The following is a 20,690-nucleotide window of genomic DNA, read 5'->3' as shown; positions in this document are numbered from 1 at the left end:
ATCCCACATGCTACTGACGAAAAACGATAGAATTGATATATGCTATAGGGAGCAGAAAGATTGGGAGAGCATATGTTTTGTGTCAATTGCGGTACTCGTTTAGATGAAGATGCACAATTTTGTAGTAATTGCGGATCACCAATTGCATCACCGGCAGATCCGAGCATTGAACAAGAGCCTAATACGCAACAACCATATACGCAAATACCAGTAACGCCTCCTTATCAACCTAATATGGATGCACCACAAACAGCATCTACACAACAGCCAATACCACAGAAACCAACGAAAAATAACAAGAAAAAGATTATTGCACTTGTGAGTGTCTTGGCTGCAATAATAGTCTTAGCTATTGTCGGTGTTTTGGCATGGTGGTTCATATCGGGTCATAATGATAGTGCTGCACAGGAAAGCACATCTGCCCAATCACAAAACAGCGCCACCGATACTGAGGATGATAATAATTCGGATACCTCAGACGCAACAGCAAAGAACACAGACAAAAAACAAAGCAAAAAACAAAACAAAGCATGTGCTACGAGCTTGCAATTTGAACCCAAGCGTGTGCGTACGCAAGAGTTAGATCATACGGCAGTTGTTGCTGGTACATTTACATCATCATGCGACACATATTCTTTAGACAACAATAATGTGGAAATTCGCATCAGTGATCAACATGGGATTATTGCAGCAGCAGTATTTGATTTTTCTGAACAACCTATTGAACTTACTGATGGTGAAAGTGGGAGTGTTTCGCTAGCGTTTACTCAAGATCAATCCTTTATTCCAGCACACGAACCTGCCATAACATTGCAAGCTAAAGTCACTCTGCACTCGTCATCGAAAGGCAAGAGTAGCACTTCAACCACGTCATCAGGACGTCGTGTTGGTGCTTCAATATTAACAGAGGATGAGATTGAACAGGCTAGTAAGAATGCTTTGCAACGTGAAATCGATAGCGATAGGCAAGCTGCTCAATCATTCATGACTTCTTATACCACGCAATTATCCTCAAAAATTGAAGGTATGACTGCAGAAGGTAAGACTTGGACGAGTAAGGATATTTGGGAAGAGTTCATCAAATATACAGCCAAGCATCCTCAAGCACGGTTATTGTGGTCTGCTGATTGGCCAACATACACCAAGCATGGTAATGGCACCAATTATTATGTCATTATTAGTGGCGAGTCGTTCGGCAGCATTGAGTCTGGTGAACAATGGTGTGCCCAGCAGGGATATAATCAAGATAATTGTATGGTTGTTGATCTGCAATAGTGTTTGTGCTACAGACGCATCTAGTTCAAGTTCGAGTAAGCCCAAGTTTACCATGTAGCAATAGGAGCAATATCGGCTTGTAATACGCTAACTAGGTCTTGTGGTGCAAGCTCGATGCTCGTGCCTCGTTTGCCTCCTGAAACTAGAATAGTAGGATATTGCGCTGCCTGAGCATCAAGCACAGTGCGATGTGGGCTACGGTGACCAAGTGGAGAAATACCTCCAACAACATACCCTGTTTCGCGCATGGCTTGCTGAGCTTCGGCAAGATGTGCTTTTTTCGCCCCACAAGCGTGGGCAAGGGCTTTCATATCGAGATGACCGCTAACAGGTACTACAGCAGTGACCAGCTCGCCACCAAGATCAGCCATAAGCGTCTTGCAAACACGATGTGGATCTATGCCTAATTTGGCAGCCGCTTCAAGTCCATAACCATCATGCATATGCTCACTATCATGCTCGTACTCATGGAGTTGATAGGCGATATGCGCCTGTTCAAGTTGGGCAAGAGCTGGAGTAGAAGCATGAGTTGTCGAAGAGGATTTACGATGTTTTGCCATACTGGCACTGTAGCGCAAGGGCTAACTAGTGCAGTACAACTCATGCAGCTCATCATGCAGGGTATAGTGCAGTGCGCTTATGTAACAACTCTGTAAACCCTTAAGTGAACTATCGTGCTACAGTCTGCAAGCTGGTAAACCTTCCTATAGCAAATCAATCCTGAGGATGATGGCAACTGCTAAGGCTTGAGTCTACAGTTGGGTCGGTGATTGGAGGCGCAATGAACCAAGTGCTGGAACGTATATGGAGTATCAGCCTTATAGGAGGTTGGTTGACTAAGGTGTTACTTGGCTTGACGCTTATAGGGATAGTGTTGCTTGTGATATTGAGCATTATTCGCCCACAGGGAACGAATGCAAACTCACGTTTACGCTCAAATGCAAATACAAGTTCAAAGCCAAGCAGTCCGCGGTTGCGCACTATTCGATGGGTTTGTATTGGTGCGATTACAGGACTAGTTGCTGGTTTTGGCATTACTTGGTTGCTAGATCACTATTTGGTATTTGGTGTCATGCTCGGTATGGATGTGATTATTGCCGCAGCATGGTCGGTAATGCTTGTCGGCGCGGCAATTGCATTAAGTATTATCACGCATTCTTGGCGCAAAGTTCTAGCAATAGTCACTACAGTACTTGCTGTATGCTCCACAGCAACACAAATTAACGAAGTGTATGGCGAGTATCCGACGCTTGGTAGTGTAGTAGATATTACCTCGTTTGAGCCGCTTGACTTGTCACGTATTGGTAAGGCCACACAATCAGCACAGCAATGGCGAGAACATCCAACTCAAGCGCCCAAGCAGGGAATGGTAGGTTCGGTTAATATTCCAGCAACAGCTTCTGGTTTTAAGGCTCGGACAGCTGTGGTATATGTACCTCCTGCTGGCTTGGTACCGCAGCCTGTTCGTTTGCCAGTACTAATTATGATGGCGGGTCAGCCTGGTAGCCCTGACCGTGCATTTTTAGCAGGTCAATTACCGCAGATTGCCAATCAATATGCTCAGCAACATCATGGATTAGCTCCGGTAATTGTTGCTCCAGACCAATTAGGTAGCGCACTGCACAATACGTTATGCGTGAATTCTACGAAATATGGCAATGTAGAAACCTATATTACGAAAGATGTGACTGACTGGATTGTTAACCATTTGCCAGTAAGTAAAGAGCCGCAGCATTGGGCTATTGCAGGATTTTCACAGGGAGCTACATGTGCTGTGCAATTCGGATTGCGATACCCTGAGCGCTATGGGCATATTATTGCGTCATCTTCTGAGTTAGGACCGCATAATGGCAATGAAACACGTATGATTCGCGATTTCTTTAATGGGAATGCCGCTGCGTACCGTGCGCATGTGCCGCTTGATATTTTGCATGAGCATATTCATGATCAGGTGTTTGCACATTCCACACTGATTATGGGGGCCGGCACATTAGACAGTAAATCCATCAGTAATGCAAAAACTATTACCCAAGCTGCGCGTCTTGCTGGTATGGATGCCACGACGATTATTGTGCCGAATACTGGTCATGATTGGCATACCGTTCAGGCAACATTGCGTACAGCACTACCAACAGTATGTGCACAAATGGGATTAGATTTTCCAATACCAACGCTTAAGGACACTGCTGCAACAACAGGTGTTCGCGTAGTAGAACAGAAGTAGGTTGAATATGAGTGTAAACAACAAGCGAAAACAAAACTCTTGGCATGTAGTGCTCGCTGATGGCATGCAGATGATGCGTACGCATATGGTTGCTGTTGTTGTTGTCGGGCTCATTGTAGTGGTAACACTAGGTACTGCAATCTACTGTGCTGCCACGGCACACTTGTATCCCGGCTCTCTGGCACGTGTCAGTCTTTCAAGGCTGTCTCGAGGGGTGCCAAGCAGTATGCTGCTCTCGCTCTTTACAGTAAGCCATCCGTTACGACTACTTATTGATGTGCCTATTGTTGCAGTGTGTTTGGGGCTAGCACAGTCGCGTCTTGGTGTAGGACGTACTTTGTGGATTGCTGCAATTAGTACCTTGGGTGGTATCGCATGTGGCATGGGACTTACTGCTGCGATGTATGCGCATAGCACGCATTGGATGCGCATTGCTGACTTTGGTTTTATTTTAGGACCGCTAATTATTGCTGCAGGTCCAATTATGGTGGTTAGTGCATTTAGTTCGCTGCTATGGCGCCGCCGCATTCGTATTATTATGTACGCATTCGTGGCAACGTTAGTACTGTATCGCGGTGAGCCCAGTGATTTTAGCGTGCTGGCAGCAACGGTTATAGGTCATGTATTAGGGTACTTAATGTGCTCGCACAATGAGCGTGAAAGCATTATTCCTGGTACAGTATTTGAAACACGCAGGGTAGTGGCCATTGTCAGTGCAGTTATGGCACTCGGACCAGTGGTTTCCGTCACATCTCCGTTAAGCTACGGACCACTTTCTACTTTCGGCTTGTTGATGAGCCCTATTCGCTTTAACTACAATAAGCTATCAACATGCTTGGGGGCAGATACAGACCTTAATTGCTTCGTGCAGTTTAGATTGCAGCGTCTCGCATTACCGGGCGGCATCATTGTTTCACTGCTGCCAGTTATTGCTATGTTACTGGTCAGTTGGGGACTATTCAAAGGTAGGCGCATTGCAGCAATACTGAGCATTATTGCCAATGCTGCAACGATTATTTGTGCTATTGCATACTACTGCATTATTCCATTGGCTCACGCTTACCATGGTTTACCGGGACTGGTGATGCATGGAGCATTCAAATCAGCAATTGCAAGCATTATTATTCCAGCGGTATGCATTGCTATGGTTGTAGTTAGTTGGAAAGCCTTTGACCGAAAAACTGCCCAGCGCCGCATTATGATTTCGATGGTTACCATTGTTGTCAGCTGGTGTGTGCTGACGCTCAGTTATATTCTGGTTGTGCTTACCCATGCACACGGATTCAATGGAGTGCCATCTTTTGGCAATGTTCTTGCAGATGTGCCGCAGCGCTTTATGCCAATTGGTTTTCTTAACGGTATCAATCCTGATTTTATTCCAGTAGATACTCTGGCAACAGTGGTGTATGAAGGTGTGGGTCCGGTCTTCTGGCTGATTACTATTATTATGATTCGTTGGTGCCTGCTCGATGCTGGTGAAGTAGACGAATCAAGTCGTCAACGAGCCTCTAAATTAGTGCAAATTGACGGCGAATCAATGTCATTTATGGCAACCTGGCAAGATAATCACTACTGGTTCTCACCAAGCGGGCGTTCAGCCATTGCATACCGAGTAGAACATGGTATTGCTTTAAGTGTGACTGGGCCTTTTGGCGCTCGCGATGAATGGGATGAGGATATTAAGCAGTTTGTGCAATTCTGTATTGCAAATTCTTGGACACCTGTGTTCTACAGTATTCACGAGCATCAGCGTGAAATACTAGTCAATCAAGGTTGGTCCTCACTTGCAGTGGGAACTGAAATGATTGTGCATCCACGAACTTGGCAAACTCGCGGTAAAAAATGGCAAGATGTGCGCACCGCTATTAACAAAGCTAAGCGTGAGGGCATGATTGATGTGCTCACTACTTTTGACGAGGCGCCATTGGGCATTCAGTCGCAAATTGTTGAAATATCTGAACAATGGACTGAGGAAAAAGCGCTGCCAGAAATGCGCTTTACCCTAGGCGGCATTGAAGAACTCATGGATAATCGCGTGCGATTACTGTATGCTCTTGACGCACAAGGAGTAGTGCAGGCGGTAACAAGTTGGTTGCCCACCTATCGAGATGGGGTTATTATTGGCTGGACACTTGATTTTATGCGTCACAGACCAGATAGTGAAAATGGCGTAATGGAATTCCTCATTGCGCGTATGGCAGAGCGTTTACAAGAAGAGGACGCTGAGTTTATGAGTCTTTCTGCAGCGCCATTAGCAGGTCTTTCTGTAGTGGGTTCGTCTGAAAACCAAGCAGAGAGTGACGCGGCAGATAGCCAGCAGACTGATGGCACGCAGATTCTGGCACATGTATTACAAGCTGTTGCTGATTTGATCGAACCTGCTTACGGATTCCACTCACTATTCCGATTCAAACTGAAGTTCCAACCGCAAGAAGAGGGCGTGTATATTGCCTATCCAGATGCCGCAAAACTTGCGCAAATTGCCTTAGCGGTTACGCAATCGTACCTGCCTGGTATGAAGCCAAGTGATGTAGTGGCATTCGTGAAAGCATTAAAGCCTAGTACGCATTAATACGGCACGCTAGACAAGCGTGTTATAAGCGAAATGACTACAAGAGAGGGTAGTATTAAACACGTTGGAAAAAAAGGTCGTTGAAGGAGTTTGTACGGATGCAAATGAATTTCAAGCAGACCAGTCCACTCAGGAGATAAGTTATGACTATTAAGATTGGTATCAACGGTTTTGGCCGCATTGGTCGTTTGGCTTTCCGCCGCATTTTCGAATTGCAGCAGAAGGGCGGCGAAGCCGGAGACATCGAAGTTGCCGCTATCAACGATTTGACTTCCCCATCTGCACTGGCTTACTTGTTGAAGTATGACAGCACTCATGGCACTTTCAAGCATGTTGATGGTTCTCCAGTAGAAGTTTCTGCAACTGATTCCGCTATCGTCGTTGATGGCAAGGAATACCCAGTATATGCAGAGCCAGATGCAAACAACATTCCTTGGGTAAAGAACGATGGTGTTGAGTTCGTACTCGAGTGCACTGGTTTCTACACTTCCGCAGAGAAGTCACAGGCTCACTTGAACGCAGGTGCTAAGAAGGTTCTGATTTCTGCACCAGCTAAGGATGCAACCACACCAACCGTCGTGTTCGGTGTAAACCAGGACATCCTCAAGAAGGACGATAACATCGTTTCCGCAGGTTCCTGCACCACCAACTCCATGGCTTCCATGGTCAAGACCCTTAATGATAACTGGGGCATCAAGGTTGGCTTCATGACCACCGTTCATGCTTACACCGGAACCCAGATGATTCTCGACGGCCCTCACGGTAAGAAGAATGGTCGCGATTTGCGCGCTGCTGCAATCAACACTATTCCACATTCCACCGGTGCTGCAAAGGCAATCGGCAAGGTAGTTCCAGAAGTGAACGGCAAGTTGCAGGGTCATGCACAGCGCGTTCAGGTTTCTGACGGCTCCATCACCGAGCTCTTCACCGTTTTGGAGAAGAAGACCTCTGTTGAAGAGATCAACGCTCAGTTCGAGAAGGAATTCGCAAACTGCGACTTCTACGGCTACAACGGTGACGGCATCGTCTCTGGCGATATCGTTGGCGATACCCACGCTGGTGTATTCGATCCAACCCAGACCGATGTTAACGATGTTGATGGCGTACAGATGGTACGTACCGTTGCCTTCTACGACAACGAGTATGGCTTCACTGCTAACATGGTTCGCACTCTGCTCTACTTCGCAGAGCTCTCCAAGTAAGTTGGAGCGTTTGGTATAGCGAAACGCTATATGCATAACTCAATATAAGCGGTGACTCGCTCAAGTAGTGGGTTGCCGCTTTTCCTTTGGTTTTTTATGACCTTTTCCTATAGCACAGTGTAAGCTACCTTGAGGCAAAAGGAGCGCATGTAATGTCATCACAACCAGTGTTATCATTGCGAGAAATTGCAACTATTACACAGCAGTACCAGTTACTGCATGAGATAATCCTGCCTCAGCAAGCACAGTGGACTACTGATATACAGCAAGTGCCACATATTAACATTACGCATATTACGTATGATACGAGAGATACTCATGAAGCGACTTTACTGTTTATTAAAGGAAATTTTAATCCACGCTACCTTCAAGATTTGGACACTCACGGTTTAGTTGCTTATGTTGCACAGCAGGATTACAGTGAGTACATCAATGTGCCGGGGATTATTGTTGATGATGTGTACGCGGCTATGGCACGTATTAGTGCCGAATTTTATGGTCATCCTGAACAAGAATTAACTATTCTTGGTATCACGGGCACTAAAGGCAAAACAACAACCGCATTTTTAACATTCGCGTTACTGCAACAATGCACTGACTATCGTGTTGGGCTACTCAGTTCTGAATCACTATGCGTTGATGGTACGACGATGTTGCCATCACACTTAACTACGCCTGAATCTCTTGATTCACTCCGTATGATGCGCGAAGCTCGTAATCATGGGATCACGCATTTGGTGATGGAGATTAGTTCTCAGGCATATAAGATTGGTCGTGTTATTGGTATTCATTTTGCCAGTGCTGCATTTTTGAATATTAGCCCGGATCATATCAGTCCAATTGAGCATCCTACATTCGAAAACTACTTGTATTGCAAGCGGCAGATTATTCGCAATACGGATCAGCTGATTGTAAACGCAGATTGTGATTATTTACGATTGCTCACTGAGGATGCTTTGCAGGCAACAGTGCCGGTTACGTTCTGTCAGATGCTTACACAAGAGCAGCGTGGGGATGCGTCACTTGGCGAGATTGTTAAACGCGATATTGCGGGCAATAGCGCAGTTGAGGTACGAAATATTGTGCAAACAGTGATAGATGCTGACCACGTACATTTCTCTACGCATGCGTATGAGCTGGAGTACGGTGGGCAGGTAACCACACGCACTAACACTGTATTAAGTCAGCACAGTCATCTGGCGCTACTTGGCGAGTTTAATATTGCTAATGCAACGGTAGCCCTTGCATTGATTCATAGTGTTGGCTTTACTATCGATCACAATGTGGTAGATCACGTGTTATCAACAACTCGCGTTCCAGGCCGCATGGAGCGTATTGTTGGCAAACATCATGTTGATTGCATTATCGACTATGCGCATAATTATTTGAGTGTTAGCGCTTTAATTCATGAAGTACAGCAGGAGTATAGTAATCCATATATTATTGTGGTCACCGGCTCAACTGGCGGTAAGGCGCTTGATCGCAGACAAGGTATTATTGAGGCGTGCCAAGAAGGTGCTCGCGCGGTAGTACTGACAACTGATGATAGTAATTTTGATGATCCACAAGCAATTGCTCAAGAAATGCAATCATATATTACTGATCATGCCTTGTATTCCACCATTATTGTAGACAGGGCAGCAGCATTAGCATTTGCTGTTGAACAAGCATATGCACTACGTGAAGGTACCAGTGTATTTCCTGCGTTAGATGAGCAGCAAGGCAGTGATCTAAGTCAAGAGCAACCAATTGTTATATTGGCGGTTGGTAAAGGTGATGAAGATCATCAGGTGATACAAGGACGTTCTGTACCGTATATTGGAGACCGTGCCGCGATTGATTGTGCATACCAGCAGCAACATGGTGATGAAAAGTGAAGGCATAGTACTTAGTGCTACAATATAGGCTGGCATAATAAAGGAGCAGTATGATTGATATTGAGCGAATAAGTTTTGAAGATGCTCGACGATTAGCGCAAGAATATGCTATGGTGCTACCAATTGAACAAAGTGAAGTATGGTCTAACTATCAAGCAACTATTCCGGGACGCGAGCCTTGGGGTGTACTTGCTATAAGTAAAGATAAAGTACTACTAGCGATTTTGTCTTGCATCGCGTATCACACTCATGGATACACGTATTTACGCTCATTGCATGGACCTGTTTGGGTTTCACAGCCTACCAAAGAAACAGAAGCAGCCGTACTGCAAGAACTGCAAAAATTTATTCGCGCAACAGATAAATCTGTAGTATTTATTCGATTGGGCGCTTGGTATGACACAGTCGCTCAGCCAGTGCTTTCTACTATTCCATATGACAGTACTGTAGTGGTACCACTTGAAGGAACCTCCGATGAGATTCTTGCACAAATGCGTAAACGTGGTCGCTATGATGTGAGAAAAGCATTACGAGAGAGCCCAGCGGAATGTGCTGATGAGACACAGCAGGCTATCCAATCTTTTGATGAGTATTATCAAGTGATGGTAGATACTGCTCATCGTGATGGTTTTACTCCGGCCTCCAAAAATACATATCACGATATGCTTACTACTCTTGGCACAGAGCATTGTAGATTGTATGCTGGTCGTATTAACGGGGAAATTTCTAATTGGTGCATCATTACTATTAATGACAATCGCGCTGTATATTACTATGGTTGTATGCGCACTGACATGCGTAAGTTGCGCGCACCAGATAAGTTATTCTTCTTTATTTTCAATGATTTAGCGCAGCAGGGCATTCGCTCTATCGATTTGATGGGTATTGGTTCAGATAATTATCCAGCATTAAATACATTGAATCAGTTTAAAACTAAGTTTACTGAGGAAATAACTGCAGTTGCTCCGGATAGGGATGTTCCTGTTCAATCAGTGATGTATCGTACGCTACAAATTCTCAAAAACGCTAAAAACTTGTTGAAAAAGTAGTGTGTGTAACTGGTGCATGCATATGGTGATTAGGGTGCAGTAGTACTTCGCCATATGCATTACAACACTGTTATGCACTGTAATATGAAGAAGTTTGTGTATTAAGTGTGCCAAATGCTTCAACTTGATATGGGCGTGATGTAGACCATTGCGGCGTCAGTAATGCGGCTAGCTCAGCAGGGGACTTTTCAACCGGCTTGCCGATATGCCAAGTAACAGTTATCAGTCCTTGTTCTACGCTGATATGTGCTGCTTTTCCATGCACAAACTCATTACTGACCCCTTGGGCATGAGTGTTGATGAGATCGAGTTGAGCTTCATACAAGAGGCTGTCAATAGTAACGTTTGTGGCAGTATCACTGTGTGCTAACACCGATACCATATGACCTGCTGTTCCAAGCCAAGTAGGGAAGCGTAGCGAGCCTTGAGTAATTACAGTAATTGCTTGGCCATTGTGCAGCAGAGTGCCGTTACCGCCAGCAGCTGCTACATAACTAAGCAGTTGAATATTTGCTAGAGTATGGTCTATTCTACCGCCCAGGGCACCAAATAAAGCTATACGTCGAGCACCATGTTGCCAAGCAAGAGTTAGTGCCTCATGCATATCGGTTTCATCTTTATGCACAGGTAGGGCAATAGTATTACGATGATCGTGAGGCTTTTTGCTTACCGAATCAAAGTCTCCAATAATATAATTCGGGTTCAGACCCCATGCTGCTACCGTATCTGCACCGCCATCTGCAGCAATAATAAGCATGTGAGGGTTTGCTTTGACCAGAGCGCGTAAACAAAGTTCATCTTCGGCGGCTATGCTTCCTGCTCCAATAATAACGGCATCGTAATGTTGCGGTGTATCTGGTAGTGCTGTGGTAGTCATATGGTGAAGTCTACCCGCATGGGTATGCATTTGCTCATGCAGCGTGATAGCGGGTAACTACAGTAAACGCGAAGGAATAAGTGTTTCTACCATCATATGCGCAAGTTGTGCAGCAGTAAGAGTATTAGTAGGCTCTGTCTGTGTGCTGTTTTGGTCGCTGCTATCAAGCCATTGCACAATAACAGCAAGCAATCCTTGAGTAACAAATGCTTGCATATATTGCTGTTCTTGGGGTGTAGTTTGATTGTTACTTGGTTGTGATAATTGATGTGTGCTAATGATTTTCCAAAGTGCATGTGAGCAGCGAGTTGCAGCAAACTGCTCTGCATGTGTGCCGAGTAATACGGTAATATAGCTGCGTTGTGCATACATAAATTGCAGTACTTCTTCTAAAGCAGCCGTCATATTGTAGTGCTCGTGATGCTGTGTCAGTGATGCTACAAGCGTATCGAGTTTATTGAGTAAGCTCTCTTCAATCTGTTGAAGCATATCATGCACGTCACGGTAATACAGATAGAACGTACCTCTATTGTATCCTGCGATATCGGTTATTAGTCGCACAGAAATAGCGTCAAGTGTTTGCGTGGCATAGAGTGACCAGAATGCTTTGCAAAGAACGGCTTTGGTGCGTTCTGTAACCTGAGGTTGCTTATTCATGAGTGTTCCCGGAACGTAGTGATACAACGTACACATACTAGCATTGGATATGACAAGGTATGCTCGCTCAGTATACGGTTACAGAGTAATTTGCCTAGAGTGAAACTCATGTGGTGCATTACAAAAAGAGTTGTGATAGGGAAAAATTGCGGTATCCTTATAGATAAGTGTGTAACTTTAAGTAGAAAGGAACGAGTATGGCAACATTGACTGCAGATATGAAGGAATTTATTGCAAATAACTTGTGCTGGATTGCTACCGAAGATGAAAACGGTGTGCTTGATCTCGGTCCAAAGATGTCTATGTTTGTGCTTGATGACAATCATTTGGCATACCACGAGCGTACTGCTGGACAGGCATTTAGCAATGTCAAGGCTAATGGCAAGCTTGTTGTTGCAGTAGCAAACTTGGCAGAAAAGAAGGGTTATCGTTTCCGCGGAAATGTAACTATTCATACTGATGACGATTTGTACAATGCTCAGGTTGAAGTAGCTAAGGAAAAGGGCACCAAGATTCCTGCTGCAATTCCAGTGCTTGAGATTACTGAAATTCAGGATTTGACTTCTGGCGCAAATGCTGGAAAGACTATTGTTAAGGACTAAGAGTTATTGTTAAAGGCTAGTTAAGTCTTAGCAAGTTTTGATTAAGGGAGACCACGGTCTCCCTTTTGTGTTGTATAGAGTGTATATCATGTGTCACACCGCTATGCTGATTCAAGTAACAGCGCTACTGCGGAGTATTACAGCGTTGCGACACAGGCAACATACATATCAGAGTAATGTCAAGGCATATGGTATAGTAGCCAAGGCTTGAGAAATCAAGAAAGTGGAGTATCCCACCTGGAAGCCTTGTGTGGTTTCGGGTAAGAGGCAAACGCCTCATGCTGTGCATGTTTTAATTTGGCATGCTTAAGCTACGGACACTCCGACCTTAAGCCGTATAGGGAATGGAGTTATCATTAGCGCTGAACCACGCATTAACGACGAGATCCGCGTATCTCAGGTACGCCTGATTGGCCCTCAGGGCGAGCAGGTAGGAGTTATCGCAACCTCAGTCGCTTTGAACCTCGCACGAGAAGCTAATCTTGACTTAGTTGAAGTGGCACCTAATGCAAAGCCACCGGTTGCTAAGCTTATCGATTACGGTAAGTATAAGTACAACGAGAAGATTAAGGCACGTGAAGCTCGTCGTAACCAAAGCACTGCGGAGATTAAGGAAATTCGTTTCCGCCTTAAGATTGACGATCATGATTTTGAAGTCAAGAAGGGGCATGTGGAGCGATTCCTCTCAGGTGGCGATAAGGTAAAGGTCACAATTATGCTTCGTGGTCGTGAGCAGTCACGCCCAATTGGTGGCGTTGAATTGCTTAATCGCCTCGCTGATGAAGTTACCGAACTCGGCACTGTAGAGTCTAAGCCTCGCCAAGATGGGCGCAACATCATTATGGTGTTAGCTCCAAAGGGTAAGAAGGTGCATACTCAGTCTGAACAGCGTCGCCGAGGAGCAACAGCACGTGCTGAACGACAGGCACGTCAAGCTGCTCGTCTCGCTGCAAAGCAGGGTAAGGTTGCTGAACAAGCGCCTGCATCTGCTCCAGAAGTTGAGAGTGAGCAGGAATAATTCCTGAAACGCTAAGGTCAATAGTCCCATAGCGGGAGTCCACAAGTTCAACCATATGAACAAGGAGGGCAGCAATGCCGAAGATGAAAACTAACTCCGCCGCGTCCAAGCGCGTTCGCGTGACCGGTAAGGGTAAGCTCATGCAGGCTGGTAGCGCTATGCGCCATAACCTCGAGCACAAGTCCGCTCGTAAGCGTCGTGCTTTGAAGGCCGATGCAGTATTGGCACCAGCACAGAGCAAGAACCTGAAGAAGATGATTCACGCCTAAGTGGCGCGTACCAGACGGTAGGAAAGAGGAAACATGGCACGAGTAAAGCGCGCAGTGAATGCTCATAAGAAGCGTCGCGTAGTATTAGAGAGAGCTTCCGGTTATCGCGGTCAGCGTTCCCGCCTGTATCGCAAGGCTAAGGAACAGCTCCTGCACTCATTTAACTACAACTTCCGCGATCGTAAGGCTCGCAAGGGCGACTTCCGCAAGTTGTGGATTCAGCGTATTAACGCTGCAGTTCGTGCAGAGGGCATGACCTACAATCGCTTCATTCAGGGCTTGCGCTTGGCAGATATCGAACTTGATCGCCGCGCACTGGCTGATCTTGCAGTATCTGATCCAGATACCTTCAAGACCATTGTTGAAGCAGCAAAGGCAGCTTTGCCAGCTGATGTCAACGCTCCAGTAGAAGCCTAAGAGAATATAACTTAGATAAAAGGCTCGTACAGTTTGTGCTGTGCGAGCCTTTTTGTAACTCAAAGTTTAGCGTTACATTACCAGTCCTGACGCATTAACAGATCTGTCTGATCGTCACTGCCTACGGTAAACGTATGACTACCAACGAAGCGGAAGCCATGCTTAGTATAGAAGGCTTTAGCTGGTTCATTATGCTCCCATACACCTAACCAAACGCCTGCTACCTCATGCTGATGAGCATAATCAAGAGCAAACTGCATAAGCGTGCTGCCAAGCCCCATACGTTTGTACTGTGGCAGAATATATAGCCGCTCAATTTCCATCATATTCGGTCCCATATGCTCGCTTTGGGCGTCCTTGAAATTGACTTTCAAATATCCAGCAATGCTGTGCTCGACGTACAGGATGAAAAAATGGGAGTTGGTATTGGCAAATTCTTGTGTAAGAACGTCATGATTATACGCTTGGCGCAAAAACGCAATCATATCTTCGCGTGTACACGATGTGCGGAAGGTATCTTCGAAACAATAGGCTGCAACAACGCTGATAACATCAACATCTGCATCAGTACACGGTCTAATTTCAGTGTGCAAATTGATCACTTTCCTCTTCAAAGAGTGCCGTTATTGGCATATTAAATTAAATCGCCGTTCATTGCATGTATTGTTTTAGAAAAACCGTGGTCGAATAGCGCCAATACGTTCTAAAAAGGCAGCAATATCGCGTGTTTCTTTCATATTGATACTATGTGCCATACCAGCATAAACATGCTCTTCTAGATCAGCATGTGCTTGCCAGAATGTGCTGGTGTAGTCCACCACATCCTGAGGGAAAATAGTATCATCAGCACCGTGCCCATAAAAAACCGGAAGATGCAATGCAGCAAGTTGTGCATCATGGGGGAGTGCAGCATCAACAATCCATCCTGAGCAGCTGACCGCAGCCATGCAACGCTCAGGACGCATGCGCAACAAGTGTGTTGCCAGCAATCCGCCTTGTGAAAATCCAAGTGGGATGATTGGGCGATTACTGTCGATATGCTCATCAAGCCAAGTGTAAATAGCTTCACATGCTCCCGCTGCTTGTACTTGCAAACTTACGCCGGTAGGTACGCCTTCATGATCCCACTGGTCAAACCATGTAAATCCAAAACCGTAGCTAAACGGCGCTTGTAAAGAAACATATTGCGTATTGGGGGCTATCATATCCAGTAGTCCTGGTAAATCTCGTTCATCAGCGCCCCACCCGTGTAGTAGCACCACCAGTGGTGTTTGAGATTGCTGATTATATGCGCATATTGCATTAGAGATTTGCATAGCCCCTCACTTATTGCCGTCCAGACATACCTCACTAGTATAACGCCACGATTGTCGCTATACTAGTCATCTTCTCTACGGTCAAGGCGCACAACACGATGTGCCACAAGATGAGAGGCAGTAACAGCAAGAAGTACGAGGCTCATACTCAGTACAATGCCAAAAGCAAAGGCAATCAGCGTTATTGGTTGCATAAACACTACTGCGCCAACTAATGGGAAAAGTAGTACGCAGACGCAGCCTATACTCACCAGCACTACGGCACGTAGTGGAAGCCATACTTCAAGCAATCGAGCTCGATCAAGTGTGCGCATATCAGTGCCCGATAGTACTAAAGTACGGTACTCTCGTTGAGCATCAAATACTGCGGACACTTGTGCAATAGCGCAGGAAACAGCAGCAAGAATAGTAGCAAACGCAAGTGTGAGATTGCCGCCAAGTCCTATATCGTGTAAGAAGATTTGCTGGGTAATATCGTTGCCAGAATCTGAGGCGAAAAATGCACATAATGCAGTAATACCGCACACAAAAACTGCTAGTGCGACGCCTGCAATATTGCGCCAAGCGCGTTTGGGATCATCGAGAACACGTCCTAGTGCGATCAAATGAGCGGCACTTGAAGGGTGACGCATCATTCGGCGAGCGCTCACATGTATAACCCATGGTCCTACAGTGTTTAACACGGCAAAACATGCAGTAATCATAATCATGATGAAGGCAATGCCAAGCGCGCTGCTTGCCCAAGGAGAGCGGAATAATCCAATGCTGAGTGCAATAAGTATCACCATTAGCCATGCACGCCAATGACGTAGTGCACTTGGGGTGGTGCGGTTGCTCACTGACAGTGGTGAGACAATTACTCGGTGCAATGCCAACAGTGCGGAGCACAGCGCCAACACAGTAACCACAAGCACAACAAGCAGTAGCGTTGGAATGCCAAGCCATAACTCTTGCCAAGTAAACTCTCGATTTTGGAAACGCAATAGTTTAATGATTGGCATGGCAGCAATATAGCCGATAATGCCGAATATTGAGCCGGTAAGTGCTTGACCCGCGGCAACAACAGCAGTTAACCATGTTACTTGCATGCTGGTAGCTCCAGCTAAACGCAACGCTGATAACTGGGCATCCCTGCGATGTGCGGCTAAACGCGCTGCAGCACCACCAAGAGTGCCAATTGGTACTAATAGAATTAAACATGCAAAGATAGCGAGGGTCACATAAATTCCAGACATCAAATCCAGTGGATCTGCCTGACTCGTAGATGATGCAGAAGTTAGGGCATCCCAAGCATGAGCAGCCTTAGCTCGAAGCATAAAAGCATGAAGACCTGAAAGCACGGTTAATACCATCGCAGTGGTTGTAGCAAAAGCAAGTACCGCTAAGATTGATGTTGGAGATACAGTATGCCGGTTGTTGCGTGTAGTGCGTGCTGGGGCATATAGCAACATCATAAGTCGCCACAGTGTTTTCATAAGGTCTGCTCCTCAATAATCTGCCCGTCTTGCATCGTGAGTATACGAGAGCAGTATTGGGCAACATGAATATCGTGGGTAACTACTACGAGAGCACAGTGATTTTGCTGTGTGGCATCGGTGAGCATATCCATAACCATATGTCCGGTTTGCTGATCTAATGCTCCGGTTGGCTCATCGGCAAATACTATAGAAGGCTGGATCACGAGAGCACGTGCTAAAGCTACTCGCTGACTTTGTCCTCCACTTAATTCGCCTGGTCGCCGGTCAAATAATCCTGCTAATCCGCAAGCATTGAGCCACTTTGCAGCAATTGCGGTGGCTTCGCCGAAACTTTGTCCATTCAGCATAAGCGGCAGGGCAACATTTGCTAGTGCGGAGAGTTCGGGTAGCAGTTGTCCAGACTGAAACACAAATCCGAAATCGCTGCGGCGTAGTTTGGTGCGTTCTGTATCAGAGCGTGAAGATAATGCAGTTCCTTGATAGAGTACTTGACCAGAGGTAGGTTTCAAAATACCAGCTAAACAATGTAGTAGTGTTGATTTACCAGATCCTGAAGGACCCATAATAGCGACTGATTCGCCTGCTTGAATACTGACATTCACATCGCGTAATGCTATATGGTCGGCAAATGGCGATGGAGACGCTTGCTGCTGTTGCTGGGGCTGGGATTGTGGTATTGCCGATCCAGCATAATAATCCATAACTACATGCTGTGCCTGCAATAATGGAGCGCCAATTGTAGCAGTGGCGTGCGCAGGTTCTCTTTGTAAGTGTAGCGCTTGTGATGTGGTACTTTGCGAAAAACTCATACCTGTACCATAGGCACTTAATGAGTTGCATACTATCGTGCACAGGAATGATTAGGTGATGGTAGTGAGAAAGGACTGCAATAGCAAGCAATATTGACAGTATGGCAATAACAAATCATTCAAAAGGATGAGGACCGTGTTTTAAGACAACAGCCCTCATCCTAAGCTCTCATACCTTTTGCACATCGTTCAAGTAGCCTGTGCGTACATACTAGTACCTATATTTGGCAACTGCTCAGTTAACTACAATAGTGACTTATGACTGCAAAAACTCAGCAATACGCGCAGCATCAGCATAACCTTGTCGGTACATGCGATTGAGTCCCTCATAACTTTTATGCAAGGTTGACAGCCCAAATAAACTGTCAGGAGCTAGAATAAGCACCCTGCCTTCGCGCTCCAAATGTTTAGCAACAGCAACCTCAGCATTATACAAGGCAGCGCGCTCGCGCAATTTTTGCGCAGCAACAGGCCAAGTGCGCTCTAAAATGCGTGCAGGAGCTGCATCCTTAGCCGCATCACGAACCGTATCTTTAGGGCGAGTAAGAATAACGACTACGCGCTCGCAACCCAAATCTAGCGCATGCTCTACAGGAATTGGATCGGCAATACCACCATCAAAATACGGGATATCATCAATCACATAAGGTTCGCACGCGACAGGAACGGCGCTAGAAGCCTTGCAAATATCGTAATCGTCTTGCCGCAATCGCGACTTAGGGAAGTACATCGGCTCGCCGGTAAGTGCATTAGCAGCAATAACTTCAAAATCCATAGGGTTTGCCGCAGCAGCCGCGTAATCTAACGGGTACTCACCATCATGATTCGACAATGTGCCGTATACGTAGTCTAAGTCCACAAAATTATGCGAAGTTACGTAATTGCGCGTACTTGCATACTCAGGGCGAAAAGCATACTCGGTGTAAAACTTATATAAGCGCCCCTTTTGCTGGGAAAGATAGCACGCCAAGTTCGCGCTACCCGCAGAAATGCCTATTGCTAAATCAACGGTTACATGGTCTTCTAATAGACGGTCGGTAACACCAGCACCATAAATAGCTCGAAACCCGCCGCCAACATCAATTATTGCAGTACGAGGAGTTGACATACAATACCTACCTTACACACTAAAACAGCAACTTTACACTGCACACCATGCTACACGCTTACTAATCGCTTTGTAGACAGAGTATTACTCATGATTACTCATAGCAATGCGAGGCATTGAGCAGTTCCAAAGCCAAATCATGTAATCTTGCTGACGTATCAGAATTGGTAATATGTACAGAGCCTTGTTGTGATTCATCAGCAAGTTTGCCAAGAGATTCAAGGACTACTGCTAAATGACGAACAGTGCCCTTATTGCCGTCTAAAATAGCCGTATGTGACTCAACAAGTTCTTCAAAATACGGCTTGAAAAATACAAAATGCGTGCAGCCAAGCACAATACTATCCAGTGAAGCATAGTCGTATTGATCAAAGTACCGATGCAATGTTTGCATAACCAGATCATGATTATGCAATTGCCCAGATTCTACAAGTGTTACTAAATCAGGGCATGGCTGTTTAGCAATAGTATGATCATCATTAAAGCGCTCTAATAATTGGGCAAACTTGTGCTCACGTAGAGTAAGCGGGGTAGCTGCTACAACAATATGTTGACGGGTTCCAGCGCCACGATCGACAGCAACTTTTAATGCAGGTTCCATACCAATAATGGGAATGCTGTAGCGCTCGCGTAAAATATTGACAGCTGCTGCAGTGGCAGTATTACACGCAATAACAATAGCTTTCACACCTTGAGCTACAAGAGAGTCAGCAATTTCAATACTAAACTGGATAATTTCCTCTTTGCTACGAACACCATATGGTGCTCGTTTGCTATCGGCAACATACAATATGCGCTCGTGAGGAAGATCATGACGGATCTGTCGCACAACAGACAGCCCACCTAATCCGGAATCAAATACTCCAATTGGCGCATATGATGACATCGCTACCTCCTTGAGTCATACATACTATAATGCTGAGCGTGAACTTGTGTATTTGTATTGTGGGCAAGTCTGTTTGATTATGGCTCTGATTGGTATGCTAAAGGCATGACTATCGCAAGCACAGTAATGAAGGGTCACGGTACTGGCAATGATTTTATTGTATATGCTGACCCCAATGGTGAATATAACCCTACGGTAGAAGAAGTACAGCAGCTTTGCGACCGACATTTTGGCATCGGTGCAGATGGCGTGCTGAGGTTGACTCGCCCTGAATATGTGGATCATATTGATAAGAATATTGCTCAAGCATTGCAAGATGCTCAAGTGCAATGGGTGATGGATTATCGCAATGCCGATGGGTCTATTGCGCAAATGTGTGGTAATGGTACGCGCGTATCGGCACTATTTTTGCATACACAAGGATTGTCGCCACAAGGACCAATCGCTTTAGGCACACGTGCTGGAGTAAAAGTACTGACACCCCGTGGCGCAGTATCGGGTCTTGGTGAGCATGTGTATACCGTAGCGATGGGGCAGTGGCATGCTAGTAGTGCAGCTGAGCACCAGATCAGTGTTCATCAAGGGTCTGTATTTGATGGTCGATACGTTGATATGGGCAATCCTCATATTGTCACTGTGCTCAATACTGATACGAATCAGTGGCAGCGGGCAGAACAGACACTACGTGAGTTGGATTTGAGCGTGGCTCCGCAAGTAACACCCGGGCTTGAAGAGGGACAGAATGTAGAATTTGTTGCTGTTGAAGCTCCTGGTCTTGCTAGTATGCGCGTGCATGAGCGAGGAGTAGGTGAGACATTATCCTGTGGTACCGGACTGTGTGCTAGTGCAATAACCTTACGTGCGCAAACAGGTATTGATTCATGGAAAATTCGCATTCTCGGAGGCACAGTACAAGTTGATGTTGACGAACACAATGTGTCGCTTACTGGGGATGCTCAGCTAGTGGCGAGCGTTACATTACTCTAGTGCTCGATAACATAAGGTTACAGCTTTTCCTATTGTGTTAAGCTCCTGTTATTACAATACCTCCTGT

20 protein-coding genes are annotated in these 20,690 nt (G+C 45.7%); 11 read left to right on the top strand and 9 right to left on the bottom strand.

Going from position 1 to position 20,690, the window contains the following annotated elements:
- The first annotated feature begins 72 nt into the window (after window positions 1–72).
- On the top strand, window positions 73–1,275 hold the full coding sequence (locus IEU85_RS03785; protein ID WP_188354864.1) for a zinc-ribbon domain-containing protein: 1,203 nt from the start codon (window positions 73–75) through the stop codon (window positions 1,273–1,275).
- A gap of 47 nt (window positions 1,276–1,322) precedes the next feature.
- Here the strand turns inward: IEU85_RS03785 and ybaK are convergent, their stop codons facing one another.
- Window positions 1,323–1,835: a Cys-tRNA(Pro) deacylase gene (ybaK, locus tag IEU85_RS03780; protein ID WP_188354863.1), complete on the bottom strand. Its 513-nt coding sequence runs from the start codon at window positions 1,833–1,835 to the stop codon at window positions 1,323–1,325.
- 206 nt (window positions 1,836–2,041) lie between these two features.
- On the opposite strand from ybaK, the gene IEU85_RS03775 reads away from it, so the two are divergent.
- The 5 genes from IEU85_RS03775 (at window position 2,042) to IEU85_RS03755 (ending at window position 10,199) form a co-directional block, all read left to right on the top strand.
- Complete coding sequence (locus IEU85_RS03775) at window positions 2,042–3,499, top strand: alpha/beta hydrolase (RefSeq protein ID WP_188354862.1); 1,458 nt, start codon at window positions 2,042–2,044, stop codon at window positions 3,497–3,499.
- Window positions 3,500–3,506: 7 nt separating this feature from the next.
- Window positions 3,507–6,071: a bifunctional lysylphosphatidylglycerol flippase/synthetase MprF gene (locus IEU85_RS03770; RefSeq protein WP_188354861.1), complete on the top strand. Its 2,565-nt coding sequence runs from the start codon at window positions 3,507–3,509 to the stop codon at window positions 6,069–6,071.
- A 143-nt stretch (window positions 6,072–6,214) separates the two neighbouring features.
- Entirely contained in the window at window positions 6,215–7,273 is a 1,059-nt protein-coding gene (gap, locus tag IEU85_RS03765; protein WP_188354860.1) for a type I glyceraldehyde-3-phosphate dehydrogenase, read from the top strand.
- 152 nt (window positions 7,274–7,425) lie between these two features.
- Window positions 7,426–9,150, top strand: a complete 1,725-nt coding sequence (locus IEU85_RS03760) for a Mur ligase family protein (RefSeq protein WP_188354859.1) — start codon at window positions 7,426–7,428, stop codon at window positions 9,148–9,150.
- A gap of 50 nt (window positions 9,151–9,200) precedes the next feature.
- Entirely contained in the window at window positions 9,201–10,199 is a 999-nt protein-coding gene (locus IEU85_RS03755; protein WP_188354858.1) for a lipid II:glycine glycyltransferase FemX, read from the top strand.
- 70 nt (window positions 10,200–10,269) lie between these two features.
- On the opposite strand, the gene IEU85_RS03750 is transcribed toward IEU85_RS03755, so the two are convergent.
- Together IEU85_RS03750 and IEU85_RS03745 are read right to left on the bottom strand one after the other, a co-directional pair.
- On the bottom strand, window positions 10,270–11,076 hold the full coding sequence (locus tag IEU85_RS03750; protein WP_188354857.1) for a thiamine diphosphokinase: 807 nt from the start codon (window positions 11,074–11,076) through the stop codon (window positions 10,270–10,272).
- A gap of 57 nt (window positions 11,077–11,133) precedes the next feature.
- Window positions 11,134–11,733, bottom strand: a complete 600-nt coding sequence (locus IEU85_RS03745; RefSeq protein ID WP_188354856.1) for a TetR/AcrR family transcriptional regulator — start codon at window positions 11,731–11,733, stop codon at window positions 11,134–11,136.
- A gap of 197 nt (window positions 11,734–11,930) precedes the next feature.
- Here IEU85_RS03745 and IEU85_RS03740 point away from each other — a divergent pair, with 197 nt between their 5' ends.
- From IEU85_RS03740 to rplT, 4 genes are all read left to right on the top strand, one after another.
- A complete protein-coding gene (locus IEU85_RS03740) occupies window positions 11,931–12,335 on the top strand; it encodes a pyridoxamine 5'-phosphate oxidase family protein (protein WP_188354855.1) in 405 nt (134 codons plus the stop codon).
- A 337-nt stretch (window positions 12,336–12,672) separates the two neighbouring features.
- Entirely contained in the window at window positions 12,673–13,353 is a 681-nt protein-coding gene (gene infC, locus IEU85_RS03735; RefSeq protein ID WP_188355013.1) for a translation initiation factor IF-3, read from the top strand.
- Window positions 13,354–13,427: 74 nt separating this feature from the next.
- The gene (gene rpmI / locus IEU85_RS03730) at window positions 13,428–13,622 is read left to right on the top strand and encodes a 50S ribosomal protein L35 (RefSeq protein WP_188354854.1); all 195 of its coding nucleotides are present in this window, start codon (window positions 13,428–13,430) and stop codon (window positions 13,620–13,622) included.
- 33 nt (window positions 13,623–13,655) lie between these two features.
- Window positions 13,656–14,039, top strand: coding sequence for a 50S ribosomal protein L20 (rplT, locus tag IEU85_RS03725; protein ID WP_188354853.1), 384 nt, complete (start codon window positions 13,656–13,658; stop codon window positions 14,037–14,039).
- A gap of 77 nt (window positions 14,040–14,116) precedes the next feature.
- On the opposite strand, the gene IEU85_RS03720 is transcribed toward rplT, so the two are convergent.
- The 6 genes from IEU85_RS03720 to murI all read right to left on the bottom strand — a co-directional run bounded on the left by IEU85_RS03720 (window position 14,117) and on the right by murI (window position 19,636).
- Entirely contained in the window at window positions 14,117–14,641 is a 525-nt protein-coding gene (locus tag IEU85_RS03720; RefSeq protein WP_188354852.1) for a GNAT family N-acetyltransferase, read from the bottom strand.
- Window positions 14,642–14,707: 66 nt separating this feature from the next.
- On the bottom strand, window positions 14,708–15,355 hold the full coding sequence (locus tag IEU85_RS03715) for an alpha/beta hydrolase (RefSeq protein ID WP_188354851.1): 648 nt from the start codon (window positions 15,353–15,355) through the stop codon (window positions 14,708–14,710).
- A 62-nt stretch (window positions 15,356–15,417) separates the two neighbouring features.
- Window positions 15,418–16,830: an ABC transporter permease gene (locus IEU85_RS03710; protein WP_188354850.1), complete on the bottom strand. Its 1,413-nt coding sequence runs from the start codon at window positions 16,828–16,830 to the stop codon at window positions 15,418–15,420.
- Window positions 16,827–17,642, bottom strand: coding sequence for an ABC transporter ATP-binding protein (locus IEU85_RS03705; RefSeq protein WP_188354849.1), 816 nt, complete (start codon window positions 17,640–17,642; stop codon window positions 16,827–16,829). The genes IEU85_RS03710 and IEU85_RS03705 overlap by 4 nt, the downstream gene beginning before the upstream one ends.
- Before the next feature lie 256 nt (window positions 17,643–17,898).
- On the bottom strand, window positions 17,899–18,750 hold the full coding sequence (locus IEU85_RS03700; protein ID WP_188354848.1) for a patatin-like phospholipase family protein: 852 nt from the start codon (window positions 18,748–18,750) through the stop codon (window positions 17,899–17,901).
- 94 nt (window positions 18,751–18,844) lie between these two features.
- The gene (murI, locus tag IEU85_RS03695) at window positions 18,845–19,636 is read right to left on the bottom strand and encodes a glutamate racemase (protein WP_188354847.1); all 792 of its coding nucleotides are present in this window, start codon (window positions 19,634–19,636) and stop codon (window positions 18,845–18,847) included.
- A gap of 105 nt (window positions 19,637–19,741) precedes the next feature.
- Here murI and dapF point away from each other — a divergent pair, with 105 nt between their 5' ends.
- Window positions 19,742–20,623: a diaminopimelate epimerase gene (gene dapF, locus IEU85_RS03690; RefSeq protein WP_188354846.1), complete on the top strand. Its 882-nt coding sequence runs from the start codon at window positions 19,742–19,744 to the stop codon at window positions 20,621–20,623.
- The last annotated feature ends 67 nt before the right edge of the window (window positions 20,624–20,690 follow it).

Source organism: Galliscardovia ingluviei (assembly GCF_014635685.1).
Lineage (GTDB): Bacteria > Actinomycetota > Actinomycetes > Actinomycetales > Bifidobacteriaceae > Galliscardovia > Galliscardovia ingluviei.
The sequence above is the reverse complement of the archived record's forward strand: the minus strand, read 5'-3'. Positions and strand labels throughout refer to the sequence as shown.